Annotated in this window: 11 protein-coding genes; all 11 read left to right on the top strand. The window is 61.2% G+C overall.

From position 1 onward, the window contains the following. Positions 1-341 precede the first annotated feature (341 nt). The 11 genes from ACZK1G_RS20965 to ACZK1G_RS20915 all read left to right on the top strand — a co-directional run bounded on the left by ACZK1G_RS20965 (position 342) and on the right by ACZK1G_RS20915 (position 14,819). On the top strand, positions 342-1,382 hold the full coding sequence (locus ACZK1G_RS20965) for a site-specific integrase (RefSeq protein ID WP_197622162.1): 1,041 nt from the start codon (positions 342-344) through the stop codon (positions 1,380-1,382). Between the two features lie 35 nt (positions 1,383-1,417). Further along, the gene (locus tag ACZK1G_RS20960; protein ID WP_046984166.1) at positions 1,418-1,864 is read left to right on the top strand and encodes a hypothetical protein; all 447 of its coding nucleotides are present in this window, start codon (positions 1,418-1,420) and stop codon (positions 1,862-1,864) included. Positions 1,865-1,962: 98 nt separating this feature from the next. Then, the gene (locus tag ACZK1G_RS20955; RefSeq protein ID WP_081352257.1) at positions 1,963-3,216 is read left to right on the top strand and encodes a tyrosine-type recombinase/integrase; all 1,254 of its coding nucleotides are present in this window, start codon (positions 1,963-1,965) and stop codon (positions 3,214-3,216) included. A gap of 1,008 nt (positions 3,217-4,224) precedes the next feature. Further along, positions 4,225-6,177, top strand: a complete 1,953-nt coding sequence (locus tag ACZK1G_RS20950; RefSeq protein ID WP_071227722.1) for an ATP-binding protein — start codon at positions 4,225-4,227, stop codon at positions 6,175-6,177. A 178-nt stretch (positions 6,178-6,355) separates the two neighbouring features. Beyond that, on the top strand, positions 6,356-6,640 hold the full coding sequence (locus ACZK1G_RS20945; RefSeq protein ID WP_046984168.1) for a CnrY/NccY family anti-sigma factor: 285 nt from the start codon (positions 6,356-6,358) through the stop codon (positions 6,638-6,640). Next, entirely contained in the window at positions 6,640-7,086 is a 447-nt protein-coding gene (locus tag ACZK1G_RS20940; RefSeq protein WP_046984169.1) for a periplasmic heavy metal sensor, read from the top strand. Before ACZK1G_RS20945 ends, ACZK1G_RS20940 begins: the two co-directional genes overlap by 1 nt. 15 nt (positions 7,087-7,101) lie before the next feature. Next, complete coding sequence (locus ACZK1G_RS20935; protein WP_143048169.1) at positions 7,102-7,659, top strand: RNA polymerase sigma factor; 558 nt, start codon at positions 7,102-7,104, stop codon at positions 7,657-7,659. Positions 7,660-7,751: 92 nt separating this feature from the next. Further along, positions 7,752-8,975: a TolC family protein gene (locus ACZK1G_RS20930; protein ID WP_065428117.1), complete on the top strand. Its 1,224-nt coding sequence runs from the start codon at positions 7,752-7,754 to the stop codon at positions 8,973-8,975. A gap of 156 nt (positions 8,976-9,131) precedes the next feature. Beyond that, positions 9,132-10,142, top strand: coding sequence for an efflux RND transporter periplasmic adaptor subunit (locus ACZK1G_RS20925; protein ID WP_275575464.1), 1,011 nt, complete (start codon positions 9,132-9,134; stop codon positions 10,140-10,142). After that, entirely contained in the window at positions 10,142-13,387 is a 3,246-nt protein-coding gene (locus tag ACZK1G_RS20920; protein WP_197622164.1) for a CusA/CzcA family heavy metal efflux RND transporter, read from the top strand. The genes ACZK1G_RS20925 and ACZK1G_RS20920 overlap by 1 nt, the downstream gene beginning before the upstream one ends. Before the next feature lie 97 nt (positions 13,388-13,484). Then, complete coding sequence (locus tag ACZK1G_RS20915) at positions 13,485-14,819, top strand: MFS transporter (protein ID WP_197622165.1); 1,335 nt, start codon at positions 13,485-13,487, stop codon at positions 14,817-14,819. Positions 14,820-14,897: the final 78 nt, after the last annotated feature.

The following is a 14,897-nucleotide window of genomic DNA, read 5'->3' as shown; positions in this document are numbered from 1 at the left end:
CGGAAACAAACCAGTTGAGTTTGGTCGCCATTGGCGCGACTATATCGGTGGACTGGCAGAGGCTGCGCAGTAGTCCCGCATTTCGGAGCCATCTGACCCAGTACGGGTACCGAGGAGAACGCGACTTAAGCCGCGGCGCTCGTACCACCAGCGGCTATGCGGATATCTTTCCGCTACTGGCTCAGGCCTCGCACTCCGTCCAGAGCCTAAGCGCGTGGGCTTTGAGCAATGTTCGCGAGGTTCGCGATGCTTGCCGACCTTTTCGCAGAGAACAGTCGGGCCGCACGGCGACATTGCCACCGACCGTCTGTAGGCAGTTTGTTAGGTCAGCGTGTGCGTGGATGCTTGAGGAGGCGCCTGCATTGGAGGCTCACCTTGCAGGGTTGATTGATGAAATCGCCCAAAGTGGTGACCTTGGCCACCGGTCGCCAACTGCATTGTTGAAGGATGCGGAAGCGCTGATTGAAACCGGTCCACTAGTACGCTGTTCGAGGTTCGTTTCCCAGCGTTTCAGGGAGAGAGGGGATGACAGGTACTGTGATTTGGAACCCTATCGGTTGTTCCCTTTGGTTCTCGGACTGATCCGAATCCATCTAGGAGTTTGCTTTGGACTTGTGGCCTTGTTTGCTTGTGCAAGGAGATCCGAGATCATTGACATGGGGTTGCATGCGCTCCTGGCATCTGATGGTCGCTACCACTTGACGATTCACCAGGCAAAGCGGGGGGAAGGGAACGAGAGGCCGAGGTTTGACAAGCCTGTGCCACGTATCGTTGCCATGGCGATATCGATCATGAACAATCTCAGGACGCAACTACTTCGGGTGATGCCCAGGGAGGATTCGTTGCTGGATGATCGCGTGATGTTCTTCGTCGGAATGCAGGGCATCAGGCCATTCAGTGAGAATCATCCGCGCGTCGTTCTCCAGCTCATAAGTGACTACTTTGATCTCCGTGGCCCCGACGGAAAGCGATGGGTGCTTGAGCCTCATCAACTGCGAAGGAGCTTTGCTATGACATTCTTTCATTCGGAGGGGGAAGAGTCATCTCTACCTGCGCTCGCGTGGCTCATGGGTCATCATGATGTCGAGGAGACTTGGAGATACGTGAAGGAGTCTATGACGGGCAAGGAGATCAGTCATGCAGAAGCCTGTTTGGCGATGGCGGCTGTGAACTCAGGTGATGGCTCGGAATCTGCCCAAAAATTGAAGGCGCTTCTTCTCGAGCACTTCGGAAGCGACGATCTCGCTGTTCTCGATCATGATGATGTCTTGGAGTATCTGGAGATGCTCTCTGAGGAGCGAAAGATCAGTGTCAAGCCGATTCAGATTACAACCGGCGATCGTAGTACGTTCACAATCCTCATTTCGCACAGAGGGGAATGATGCCAAGGCTCAGTAAAGGACAGGTAGCTGCGGGTGTGCGGGACAAGCAGCTTCGTGCTGAACGGAGTGTTCGGGGCATCATCGCCATCCTGGACGAGGCGGTGGCAGTTGGGTCCCTTCTTGAAGAGCATAGTGATCTCTTTAGACGCATGAGTGATCTTGCCGGGATGAATGATGAGGCTCGAGGCATCTTTCCGATGTCGGTTCGAACACTCAGGAACAATGTGGAATCGCTGTACCCAGGCGGGATGGAAGCATTTAGGCGTGCCATCGGAGAGCTTCTGGGGGCCGCGAGGAAGCCTGTTGCACAGCAGGAAGATGAGGCTTGGCTGGAGGATGCTGTTCTGGACATGACCGCTAGGTACAGTGATCTCGTGCAACGCTTCAAGAGGCTGGCTCTTGGATCGGAGGTCGCAGCCGATGAGCTAAAGCGACACTTCGATCGGTACCGCGGCTCTAGCTCCCTGCGGGTAGTGAAGTGAAGATTGATGGTGGTTTGTGTAGGAGGGCCAGCAATCAATTCCGCTTACCGGGGGTTGGACGCGTCACCTCGTTCCTCGATAGGGGCGCCGCAGGAGGCATGAAGGTGGTGTTCTTCCCAAACGGCCGTTCTTGCTGGGAAGTGAATGCGTACCTAGTTCATTGCCGACGCCTTGGGCTGACGGTAGGTACGATATCCACCTATGCGAGTGAGCTAAGCCTGCTGGTACGATTTCTGTACTTGCGTCGCCTGGAGCTGAGAGAGATCGATGATGATCATCTGATCGAGTTTGCTGATTGGCTGGTGGTTCGGGATGAGTCCAGCGCAAGGCACATCAATCGTATCCTCTCACGTGTTCTCGCTTTCATTGGCTGGGCCGAATGTATCAGTCTCGGCCCTTCCCAGATCGGCCGGCTTGGTGAGCAGGCGATTATCACGGTTGAAAGGCGCGTGGTGAGGACGAAACGGCTGGACCGGGTGTCCTCGGACAGGCATGCAGCGATGCTTCCAAGTGGTGCAAAGCGAGTCGTACGACCAATGCCTCTTGAGGTATTTCGCCGACTCCTGGCGCAGTGCGAGCGAAGCGCGAAGCGCACCTTTGTAAAGAGTCGCAATCGCGCGATGCTCCTGATACTCGCGGATACCGGGATCAGGCGCGAAGAGCTTGTTTGGATCAGGGTCACCGATGTACTTGATGCATCGAAGGGTGATGGCATGCTGAAGGTGCGGACCTCGAAGAGGAGGGGGAACCCTATACGTCTGGTTCCTGTTCCCGCACTAACTTTGCAGGAGGTCATGAAGTACATCAGGGTGCAACGGGAAATGCATATGCGCCGCCATACCAAGTCCGGACGGGGGAGTCGCGACAAGGGTTGGGTCTTCTGCTCTCAGAGCGGTTCAAGGCTAGCTGCTGCAACGGTGAGCCAGACTTTCTCGGATCTGCGGGCGCTTGCCGGAGTTTCAGAGCGCGCTACGGCTCATATGCTTCGACACAGGTACATAACTCTTCAGGTCATCGATCGGATCAAGAGGCTTCGAAACATTGGGATTCTTGGCGTTGAGGCAGCAGCAACGGTACTCGCACAGGTGGCTTCTTTAAGCGGCCACTCCAATCCTACTAGCATGTGGGACTACATTGACTGGGCCTATCAGGAAATGGCCTCGGATGCCGAGAACCGCGGGACCTTGGAGATTGGCGAGCTCATCCGGGAACTGGAGGTTTTTGGTGATGCGGCGATAGAAAGCTCCGAAGGGAAAGCCCTGCTTAGCCGGGTTCGTAGCGCACTTGCTTCGCAGCTTGAGAAGGCTCCGAAACTGGGTGTACTCGCCCACCAAGGGATGGGGCTGGGATGAACTGCTTGTGCAGGGGGGGGCGCCGGTGGTATGGGTGAGAGCCCTTTGCTGTTGGTGTGGTGCGGGCGATCCAGCACCTCTAGTAGCCGGAAGCGACGTCCATCGAACAGGGCGTCACTGGGGACAGTGAATGTCCTACAGAGTATTGGGTGTCGTGACCACCTTGATCGGTTGCCGGCGACGCCGTAAAAAGCGCCTTCTTCCTTGCGGATGCGATGCACACGCTTGTGGTCGTCCCACCAGGCGTCCCAGCGAAGCATCACCAACACGGGCTCACAGCCATAATGGATGCGCGCGTGAGTGCCCGAAAGCACATGGTTCGCGTTCCGAGTCGCCCTTGCACTGACCCGAATTCAATCGTTGGCGGTCGTGCTGTTCGCTGGCGTCGTACTTCGAGCGTGTAGCTCGTTTCCCTCGGTGCCCTCTCCGCTGGATGCTCAGGCATTCTGGGCAACGGTAGCGTGCTTGATCGTCGGCCGCACCGTCTTCGCTATAGGTAGAGCCTTGGGCCAGGCATTGCTCGGTCACGCGTGTTGCGCTGCTGGTCGGAACCGAACCGCTTTCGGAGCGCCATTTGACTCTATTTGGATGGGTGAGGTCATTGGAAAAGCGGCTTGGGCGGGGGCGAGGCCGGACAGTCCGGAGGAGCGCTTGGGCTGGCGCCGATACCGATTGTGCTCAACGTCCCGCGGGAACCAGCCCAAAGCGCATCAGCTGAGCGGGTGCAGCTGGGCTGCTGACGTGAAACTCTGATATCCGCTTCTGGCCGAAAGCGGACGCTTAGCTCAGTGGCTGTCTATACGGCACATTCCTGGTCGGCCTGCTGACGGAGATTACCAAGTGGGTCAAGCGGAGCGGGCGGGGGATTGAACGGCGCTCCGGCAATAGCACACGCGTCGGCTGGCGTCGCGGCAGGTGAGATGGGCTGGGCTTAGCTTTTTGCCAAACTCGGCGGAAGGCGGCATAGTCTTGCACATATTACCGATCAAGCACTTAGCGGATATTCCCATGGCCAAGAAGGGCAAGGCAGCCAACCAAGCTCTCTTTGAGGAAGACTACGTGCTGCGGTCACTCGGGCGGATTGGCTATGACCCAGATATGGCGCTCACTGAGCTGGTGGCCAACACGTGGGATGCAGGGGCTGCCAGGGTTGCCGTGATCATCCCGGAGGAAACAAGTGGCATGCTGTCGGTCGAAGACGATGGCCACGGGATGACCGAGGACCAGTTTCGCAAGCGCTGGATGACCTTGGGATACAACAGGCATCGAAGCCAAGGGGCGAACGTCCAGTTTCCTTCCGAACGCGACGATTGGGTACGCATGGCCTTCGGACGCAACGGTATTGGTCGCCATGGCTTGTTGTGCTTTTCTGATCATTACACGGTCGAAACTTGGACAAATGGCGTTCTTTCTACCTTCGTGATTGGGACCCGAAATCAGCCGTCGCCGTTCTACATCCAAAGCCATGAGACAGCCACCCGTTCGGGCCATGGCACCCGGTTGTTGGTGGAGGTTGAACGCCACCGCCCAGATCCAGATCGGATCAGGACGGTCCTGTCAGGACGCTTCCTGCACGATCCGCAGTTCGTCGTTTCGGTGAACGGCCAGTCCGTCCCGCTGTCTGAGCATGAGGGCCTTCTGGAGGAACGCAAGATTCAGGTCGAACCTGGCTTTGATGTCACGGCGTATGTGGTGGACACAACACGCACAGCGAAATCCACCCGCTACCAAGGCGTAGCGTTTTGGGTGAGCAATCGGTTGGTCGGGCTGCCGAGTTGGACCGTTGGGCCGATGGTCGTTCTGGATGGGCGGGTGCGCTTTGCCAAGCGCTATGCCCTCGTGATTGAGTGCGGATCGGAGTGGCTTTCCGAAATCGAACCAGACTGGTCGAAGTTCAAGACTACGGAGCGAACTGATCACCTTTTCGAAGCGGCCAACGGGTATGCCCAGGAAATGGTCGAGAAGTTGTCGGCCCACCTGATCGAGGAGAACTCAGAAGACGCGCTCTACAAGAATCGAGAGGATCTGCGGACGCTACCTAGGCGATCCATGCTTGAAGTAGCCCAGTTCACAAAGACCGTGGTGCATGACCAGCCAGGGATACCGCCGGAGACCCTCAACAAGGTCGTCAAAGCGGTTATCAAGATTCAGAAGGCACGAAGCGGTTCAAGTTTCCTTGACAAGCTGATGCAGCTGGATGAGCACGACATCGACGGGCTGGATCGATTGCTAGGACAGTGGACTGTGGAGGATGCGCTCACGGTTCTGGATGAGATCGACAGTCGTTTGTCCATCATTGCCGCCATGGAGAAGCTCAGCGGCGACCCGGAAGCTGACGAGTTGCATACCCTTCATCCGCTCGTGACGCAGGCGCGTTGGCTGTTCGGGCCGGAGTTCGACAGTTCGGAGTATGCATCGAACAACACCCTGCGAACAGTCGCCACCAGTCTATTCAAAGCGAGAAAGCAGAATCAGACCTTTGCTAATGCTGCGAAGCGCCCCGACATCGTCGTCCTCTCCGATGCCACTCTCTCAATCGTCGGGACGGAAAGTTTTGATACCGGCAAGGATCAGCTCGTGATGATGCGCGATGTCCTGCTCATCGAGTTGAAAAAAGGGCGTTCTGAAATCGGTCGCAAAGAAATGAATCAGGCGGCAGAGTATGTCGATGAACTTGTCTCCAGCGGAGGCATACAGGGTGGGCCTTTCTTCCATGCCTTCGTGGTCGGCCATTCGGTCGCATCCAATATCCCAACTGTCAATAACCTGGAATACAACGGAGCCCAGCGCGGACGGGTAACAGCGACCACTTACAACCAGCTCGCATTGACAGCAAACCGGCGCCTCCATGGGCTAAAGGCAAGAATACCCTCACGGTACGAGGAGGTTTCTGGTTACGAGCTTGTCCAGAAAGTCATGGGGACGCCAAGCCAAGCATCGTTCGCTCCGCTGGCAGAGTAGGGCGGTGTCTAGCCCGGGTTAGGCGATCGCTTATGGCCGAAAGCAGACATCGTTGACGAATCCCGCTGGGGCAGAGCTCCCGGAAGGCCTATTCAGAAACCACGTTCATCAACTGCTAGTGTTCGAGGGGAAGCCGCCCTGGCAGCCGTATGAAGTATGTGGACGAGGAGATCTGCAGATGAACAACCTTGATGACTGGCTTGCAAAAGCCGCAAACGCAACGCGCGCAGATGCCAGCGCGGGAACCGATGCGCTGCTGGCCCGCCTGGCCCAGGAGCCGCCACCTGCCAAGTGGGCGGGACGCCGCGAGCTCCGCCGCGCTGTGACCTGTGCTGCGTTGTCTGCGGTGCTGACCTGCGGCGGGGTGGGCTCTGCATTCCTCGTCACCCAGTCCAACCCGCGGCCCACCTGGGTCGCGGCGCCGTCTGCCATGTCCCCCTACGCCCTGCTGGTGGAACGCTGATGGCTATCGGAACCGCCATGCGCCTGCCTTTGGCGACCTTGGCCGGCGCGGTCATCGGCGTGGTTTGCGCCCTGGGGATCGGCTGGGGCTGGCACTACCTCAACCCTGGCCACAGCGACCTGCATGAACGGCTGCACGCCGTGGTGCCCCTGGACAATTCGGAGAAGGACATCCTGCAGGCCAAAGAGCAGCTCTTTGCGACGCGCAGGGGCGAGATCGAGGCGCGCTTGCGAATCGCCAACCGTCAACTTGCCGATGCCATTGCGGCCGATCCTCGCTGGAGTCCGCAGGTAGAGGCGGCAAGCAGGGAGGTCGAGCGTGCGGCGGGTGATCTGCAGCGTATCACGCTGGAGCACGTCTTCGAGATGCGTGCAGGGCTGAAGCCCGATCACCGCGCTGCCTACGACAAGGCGCTGCTGGACGCACTGCGCAACGATTCCCCTTGAAAGCATGGCCTGAGCGTGACGATCGAGGAAGACAACAACTGGGCCGTCGAAGCTGCTGCGGGTGACCCAGCGGCATTCGCGCGCCTGGTGCGCAGGCACTCGCCGGCCATCACACAGATGGTGCGAGGCATGGGCGTTCCGGAAACCGACGTGGACGACGTCGTGCAGGAAACGTTCGTGTCGGCGTGGCGCGCGTTGGCTGAGTATGACCCCGCTCGCCCGGTGCTTCCGTGGTTGATGCGTATCGGAATCAACAAGGTTCGCGATACCCAGCGTTTCCGCCGCGTGCGTTACTTCCTATTCAAGGCCCGGCCCATCGACGATGAAGAGAGCCGGACGCTGGTATCGGACCAGGCCGGCCCGGAACAGAGCGCCAGTTCCAGCCTTGAACTCGCCAGCGTGATGCGCGTGCTCGACAGCATCGATCCCGCCTTACGCGAGGCACTGGTGCTGACGGCATTCGTCGGTCTGTCCCAGGTTGAAGCGGCCGCTGCGCTGGGAATCAGCCTGAAAACGATCGAAGGCCGCGTACTTCGCGCCCGGGCAAAACTGGCCTCGGCGTTGGGTCGTTAGAAAAAAATCTCCCAGATGTGAGGGGAGCGGCACACAGGCCGCGTAGTGCATGAGACGACCGCTGATGCGGCATCACTGCACTGGACCCCTGGATGAAGTACTCATTGCTTGCCTTGTCGACACTGCTGGCGCTGTTCGGCACATCGGTGGCGTGGGCCGCCGACGCGCCCACCTACGAAGATCTACTGGAACAGAGCAGGGCGCAATCGCCTTACCTGCAGGAAAAGCGCTTCGACACCGCAGCGGCCGCCGGCGATGCCCGGCAGGCCAGAGCATTGCGCAACCCCACTATCGACGGCCTTGTCGAGAATCTCAACGCACCCTTAAGCAATGGCAGCAGCCAGCGCCAGACGACCTACACCCTAACCCAGCCGCTGGAGATCTTCGGCCAGCGGAGCGCGCGTATCCAGGCGGGCGAGAAGGGCCTGCAGGCGGCCGAAGCTCGGCAACACCAAGCGCAGGTTGAGTTCTCGGCAGCGCTGGCGGTGGCCTACGCCGCTGCCGAGGCCAGCTTGATTCGCCGGGCAATCGCGCAGGAGGATGTGGAGCGCGCCGAGGGCGACCTGCGTGCGGCCAAGGCTCTGGTGGAAGCTGGCAAAGAGGCCAGCCTTCGTTCCGCCCAAGCCCAGGCCGGCCTGAGCGCGGCGCAATCGGCTGCTGCCAGTCGCGATGCCGAGACGACGGCTGCTCTTGAGCAGTTGTCGGTGCTGGCCGGCCAGACCGAGACGTACTCAGGTGTGGGCCAGTCCCTTCTAGAGCGCGACTGGCCAACGGTGGGCGCAACCGCAGGCGATGCCACGGCGGTGCTGACAGCCAAGGCGGACGTGGACGCTACCGAAGCCCAACTGCGTATCGAAAGGCTCAAGCGTGCGCCGGACCTGAGCGTGTCTGCTGGGCGTCGCAGCTTTGCAGCAGGTGGGGACGCGCTGGTCGTGGGCCTTTCGCTGTCCGTACCGCTGTTCGACCGCAACAGTGGCGGCATCAGCGCCGCCCGTGCCCGTACCGACGCGGCCAGGGCGCGATTGGACGCTGCGCGCCTGCAGAGCCAGGCAGATCGCGCTACCGCGTTGTCCCAGGTGGCTGCGGCACGACGCGGCCTCGAGGCAGCTGCCGAGGGTGAAAAAGCCGCGGCCGAGGCCTACCGCATGGGCCGTTTGGGGTATGAGGCCGGCCGCACGCCCCTGGTGGAACTGCTGCTCAGCCGCCGCACGTTGACAGAAGCGCGGCTGACCGTGGTCGATGCGCGCCTTGCCCGGGTCCGTGCCTACGCATCACTTGCAATGGCCAATGGCCAGATCGTCTTCGGAGACCGTTGAATGAAGCGAAACACCCCTTCCGTGAATACTCTGGGCATGCTCGGCGTCGCCGCGCTGGCGCTTGGCGCAGGCTTCGGCATCGCCCGCCTTTCGCAGTCCTCCAGCGCGGCTGCCCCGGCAGACGCTGCGCCCACTGCCGCTGAAGATACCGGCGGCGTGCAGGCCGTTGCCATTCCCGATGCATATCTTGGAGCAGCCGGTATTGCCGTGGAGGCTGTCACCTCTGCCGACGTGGCAGCCAACATTGGCGCAGCAGGCTCCGTCGTTGCCATTCCGGGTGGCGAAGCCGTGGTTGTATCCAGGGCCGCAGGCAACGTGACCGAGGTGCTTCGCCAGGTGGGCGACAAGGTCGCCAAGGGCGATGTCCTTGCACGGGTCGCCAGCCCTGATGGCGCACGCATTGCAGCAGATCTGCGCGTGGCCAATGCCGGTCTTTCCCTGGCGCAGAAGAACGCCAGCCGGGACCAGTCGCTGTTGGCGCAGGGGGTGCTTGCCCGGCAGGAGGCCGAAGCCAGCCAAGCTGCCTACCTGTCGGCACAGGCCGAAGCGCAACGGGCTGCGCTGGTGGCTCGCACCGCCAACGTCGATGGCGGCGGCAGCGTTTCGGTGGTCAGCCCCATCGCCGGGACCATCAGCAGTTCCCAGGCCACACTGGGTGTATTCGTTGAACCACAGGCCACCCTCTATCGCGTCACCGGCTCGAACGGCGTGGAGGTGCAGGCATCGGTGCGCGCGGGTGATACCAGCCGGATCCGCTCCGGTGATCCTGCCACCATCGTGCGCTCTGACGGCACCGTGGTATCAGGCAAGGTCCGTTCTGTAGCGACGGCGGTGGGAGGATTGACTCGAGCCGCAACCGTGGTGATTACGCCGGAAAACGCTGGCGCCGGACTTGTCGTCGGTGACGGCGTGCAGGTGCGCCTTGTGGCGTCAGCCGGGCAGTCCGGTGGCATGTCCGTTCCCGAAGAAGCCGTGCAGAACATCGATGGCAAAGACGTGCTGTTCGTGCGCACGGAGAAGGGGTTCAACGCCCAGCCCGTGTTCGTAGGCGTGCGTAGTGGTGGAATGGCGCAGATCCTCTCCGGTGTTTCCGCAGGAACCCGCGTAGCGACCCGCAACGCCTTCCTGGTGAAGGCGGAAATGAACAAGTCCGGCGGAGACGAGTGATGATCGAACAGGTGCTTACAGGTGCCGTGCGGCACCGCTGGCTGGTGTTGTTCATCACGCTGGTGATCTCGGTCATCGGTGCCTGGCAGTTGAACATGCTGCCGATCGATGTCACCCCGGACATCACCAACAAGCAGGTGCAGATCAACACCGTCATCCCCACGCTCAGCCCGGTGGAAGTGGAAAAGCGGGTGACCTATCCCATCGAGACCGCGATGGCGGGCCTGCGCGGCGTTGCCAACACGCGTTCGTTCTCGCGCAACGGTTTCAGCCAGGTGACGGTCATCTTCGATGAAAGTGCCGATCTGTACTTCATGCGCCAGCAGGTCACCGAGCGCTTGACCCAGGCCCGGCCGCAGCTTCCCGAAGGCGCCGAGCCGCTGATGGGGCCGGTTTCCACTGGCCTGGGCGAGGTATTCCACTACAGCGTCGAGTTCACACACCCCGATGGCAAGGACGCGCCACGCAACGATGGCAAGCCCGGATGGCAGAGCGATGGCTCGTTCCTGACCGATCAGGGCGATCGCCTGGCCGATGACATGGCGCGCCTAGCGTACCTGCGCACCGTACAGGACTGGATCGTGCGCCCGCAGCTGCGCACGACGCCGGGCGTGGCTGACGTCGACAGCCTGGGCGGCTATGTGAAGGAGTATGTGGTCGAGCCCAATGCAGCCAAGCTTGCTGAGTATGGGTTCTCCTACACCGACCTGGCGAACGCACTGCAGGATGCAAATCTTTCGGTGGGTGCGGACTACATCCAGCGCTCTGGCGAATCCTATCTGGTGCGAGCTGATGCCCGTATCCGTTCAGTGGATGAAATCGCGCGGGCCGTGGTGGGTAACCGCAACGGTGTTCCGGTCACGGTGGGTGATGTTGCGCGGGTGGTGATCGACGGCGAGCTGCGGCGAGGTGCCGCCAGTCGCAACGGCTACGAGACGGTAGTGGGCAGCGCGCTGATGCTGGTGGGCGCCAACAGCCGCACCGTGGCCGCTGCCGTCGGCGACAAGCTGAAGGAGATCAGCAAGACCATGCCGCCGGGCGTGAGCATCGTCCCGACGCTGGATCGCTCGCAGTTGGTGGTGGCGACCATCAAGACCGTCGCCAAGAACCTGACGGAGGGCGCGCTGCTGGTGGTGGTCATCCTGTTCGCGTTGCTGGGTAACTGGCGTGCGGCAGTGATTGCTGCACTGGTAATTCCGTTGTCCCTGCTCATCACCGCCATCGGCATGAACAAGCTGGGCATCTCCGGCAACCTGATGAGCCTGGGAGCGCTGGATTTTGGACTGATCATCGACGGTGCTGTGATCATTGTCGAAAACTCACTGCGACGATTGGCCGAGCGCCAGCATGCCGAAGGCAGAATCCTCACTCTGAGCGAGCGCCTGCACGAGACCATCGCGTCCTCCAAGGAAATGGTCCGCCCGACGATCTACGGACAGGCGGTCATCTTCCTCGTCTTTGTTCCGTGCCTGACGTTCCAGGGCGTGGAAGGCAAGATGTTCTCGCCGATGGTGATCACCCTGATGCTGGCGCTTGCATCGGCCTTTGTCCTCTCGCTGACATTCGTTCCGGCGATGGTCGCTGTCATGTTGAAGGGCCACATTTCCGAGAAGGAAGTGCGTGTCGTGGCGGCCACGAAGAGCCGCTACCAGCCGTTGCTGCGCAATGCGATCCGGCAACCGATGCCATATCTTGCCGGCGGACTGGGCGTGTTGCTGGCCGGGGCGGTGGCGTTCTCCTTCGTCGGCCGTGAGTTCATGCCGACACTGGACGAGCAGAACCTGAACCTGTCCTCTGTCCGTATTCCTTCCACGTCCATCGAACAGTCGGTGGCCATCGACCTTCCCCTGGAAAAGGCCGTGCTGACGCTTCCCGAGGTGCAGACCGTCTACTCCAAGGCGGGTACGGCGAGCCTTGCTGCAGACCCCATGCCGCCCAACGCATCGGACAACTACGTCATCCTGAAACCGAAGGACCAGTGGCCTGATGGTGTGAAGACCAAAGAGCAGGTCATCGAGCGCATCCGCGAGAAGACCGCGTTCCTAGTGGGCAACAACTACGACGCCACACAGCCGATCGAGATGCGCTTCAACGAGCTGATTGGTGGTGTGCGCAGCGACGTGGCGGTGAAGATCTACGGCGAAGACCTGACGGCGCTGGCCACCAGCGCAGACAAAATTGCTGCTGTGCTGAAGAAGATTCCCGGGGCATCGGATGTGCGTGTGGCCCAGACCGGTGGCTTCCCGACCTTCGACATGGCGTTTGATCGCGCAGCGATTGCCCGCTATGGCCTGACCGTGAAGGATGTGGCTGATACGGTGTCGGCCGCGTTGGCCGGACGCCAAGCGGGCCAGATATTCGAGGGCGACCGCCGCTTCGATGTGGTGGTTCGACTGCCCCGCGTCGACCGAAGTGATCTGGACGTCCTGGGTGCGGTGCCGGTCATGCTGCCGCCGGGGAATCAGGAGGGCAGCCCTTCGGTACCGCTGCGTGAGCTCGTCAGCTTCCGCTTCACGCAAGGTTTGAACGAGGTGAGCCGTGACAACGGCAAGCGCCGGATCTATGTAGAGGCCAACGTCGTGGGGCGTGATCTGGGCAGCTTCGTGGACGATGCCAAGGTAGCGATCGCACAGCAGGTGCAACTGCCGACCGGCTCGTGGATCGAGTGGGGCGGGCAGTTCCAGAACCTGCAGGCAGCTACCCAGCGTTTGGCCATCATCGTGCCGCTGTGCTTCATCCTGATTGCCGCGGTGTTGTATATGGCCATTGGCAACGGGCTGTTGACCGGCACCGTGCTGACTGCCGTACCCCTGGCGCTGGCCGGTGGCTTCTTCGCGCTGGCCCTGCGTGGCATTCCGTTCTCGATCTCGGCAGCAGTGGGGTTCATTGCTGTTTCGGGTGTGGCGGTGCTGAACGGACTGGTGTTGATCTCCGCCATCAAGAAGCGCCTGCATGACGGCATGGAGCCGGACGAGGCGGTGGAGCAGGGCGCAATGGAACGCGTCCGGCCCGTGTTGATGACGGCCTTGGTTGCTTCACTGGGGTTTGTGCCCATGGCAATCGCGACCGGCACGGGCGCTGAGGTGCAGAAGCCGTTGGCAACCGTGGTCATCGGCGGCCTCATCACGGCAACCGTGCTGACCCTGTTCGTCCTGCCGGCGCTGTGCGGGCTGGTGCTGCGTAGGACCGCGCGCAGGAAAGCAGCGGGCATCGAGGACCCACTGCCGGCGCCGGAAACCGATTGAGTACGTTCCCTTCCACAGTTTCACGCCCGGCCCTGCGGATCGTTCTAGGATCCGCAGGGTACTCGCATTTCTGCACTCCATTCCTCCGAGGACAGCCATGATCGAGGTTCTCCGTTTTCCGACCTTCAGGAATCTGTTCGCTGCCCAGGTGATTGCGTTGGTCGGTACTGGCTTGGCGACCGTGGCGCTTTCGCTGCTCGCCTATGACCTGGCCGGCGCGCAGGCTGGCCAGGTGCTCGGCACGGCACTGGCCATCAAGATGGTGGTCTACGTACTGCTCGCGCCCATGTCCGGCGCGGTCGTGCCGGCCAATCTGCGCAAGCCGGTCCTGATCGGGTTGGATCTGGTGCGCGCGGCCGCCGCGCTGTGCCTACCCTTCGTGAACCAGATCTGGCAGGTGTACCTGCTTATCGCCCTGCTGCAGTCGGCATCAGCCTGCTTCACGCCGCTGTTTCAATCGACCATTCCGGAAATCCTCAAGGAAGAGCGCGACTACACCCGTGCACTGTCCTTGTCGCGGCTGGCGTATGACCTGGAAAGCCTGCTCAGCCCTGCACTGGCGGCAGCCCTGCTGACAGTGATCAGCTTCCATGGCCTTTTCGCCGGTACGTCGGTGGGCTTCGTCTGCTCAGCGCTGCTGGTCATGATCACGGCATTCCCGTTCGTGGCAGCCTCGCCGCGCAAGGAAGGCCCCTATGCACGGGCCATCCGGGGCATGCGCATCTATCTGAAGACGCCTCGACTGAAAGGCCTGCTGGCGCTGAACCTGTGCGCTGCAGCGGGTGGCGCGATGGTATTCGTCAATACGGTGGTCGTCGTGCGCAATGTGCTGGGCGGTGCCGAAGCCCAGGTTGCCTGGGCCTTGGCTGCATTCGGCGGCGGCTCGATGCTGATGGCGCTGATTCTTCCCAAGGTCCTGGACCGCGTACCGGACCGCCGGGTGATGCTGTCTGCAGCCAGCATGATGCTTGCGGTGCTTGCCGCCTTGGGAGTTACGTGGTGGCTGACGCCCTCCGCGATCGGCTGGCCACTGGTGCTGTCCGGCTGGGCATTGCTGGGCATGAGCTACGCCGGTCTGGTGACACCAGGCGGCCGGCTGCTGCGGCGCTCGGCAGAGTCCACTGACCTTCCCTTCCTGTTCGCCGCGCAGTTCTCGCTTTCACACGTCTGCTGGCTGATTGCTTACCCACTGGCCGGTACCGTAGGGGCACGCCTGGGCATGCCGGCGGCGGTTCTGGCGCTGGCGGTGGTGGCCTGCGCGGGGCTTTTGTTCGCCTGGCGGACCTGGCCTGCGAATGATCCTGACGCAATCACGCACCGACATGATGATCTCCCTGCGGACCACCCGCATATGCAGGAACACGCGCATACGGAACAAGGCCACTCGCACCGTTTTGTCATCGATGACAACCATACCCGTTGGCCCGGATGAACGACGTGCCACCAGAGATCCCCAGTAGCGCGCGCACGCTGAACAAGCCCGTTTTTCGTGTCGACTTTGCTCCAGCAA

It is taken from the genome of Stenotrophomonas sp. 109824_Sma (assembly GCF_056480025.1).
The sequence above is the reverse complement of the archived record's forward strand: the minus strand, read 5'-3'. Positions and strand labels throughout refer to the sequence as shown.

What these genes read in the sequence shown, in the direction of transcription:
- ACZK1G_RS20920 (WP_197622164.1), top strand. Translation starts at nt 10,142, where the DNA reads ATGATCGAACAGGTGCTTACAGGTGCCGTGCGGCACCGCTGGCTGGTG.
- ACZK1G_RS20940 (WP_046984169.1), top strand. Translation starts at nt 6,640, where the DNA reads ATGGCTATCGGAACCGCCATGCGCCTGCCTTTGGCGACCTTGGCCGGC.
- ACZK1G_RS20945 (WP_046984168.1), top strand. Translation starts at nt 6,356, where the DNA reads ATGAACAACCTTGATGACTGGCTTGCAAAAGCCGCAAACGCAACGCGC.
- ACZK1G_RS20915 (WP_197622165.1), top strand. Translation starts at nt 13,485, where the DNA reads ATGATCGAGGTTCTCCGTTTTCCGACCTTCAGGAATCTGTTCGCTGCC.
- ACZK1G_RS20955 (WP_081352257.1), top strand. Translation starts at nt 1,963, where the DNA reads ATGAAGGTGGTGTTCTTCCCAAACGGCCGTTCTTGCTGGGAAGTGAAT.
- ACZK1G_RS20950 (WP_071227722.1), top strand. Translation starts at nt 4,225, where the DNA reads ATGGCCAAGAAGGGCAAGGCAGCCAACCAAGCTCTCTTTGAGGAAGAC.
- ACZK1G_RS20965 (WP_197622162.1), top strand. Translation starts at nt 342, where the DNA reads ATGCTTGAGGAGGCGCCTGCATTGGAGGCTCACCTTGCAGGGTTGATT.
- ACZK1G_RS20930 (WP_065428117.1), top strand. Translation starts at nt 7,752, where the DNA reads ATGAAGTACTCATTGCTTGCCTTGTCGACACTGCTGGCGCTGTTCGGC.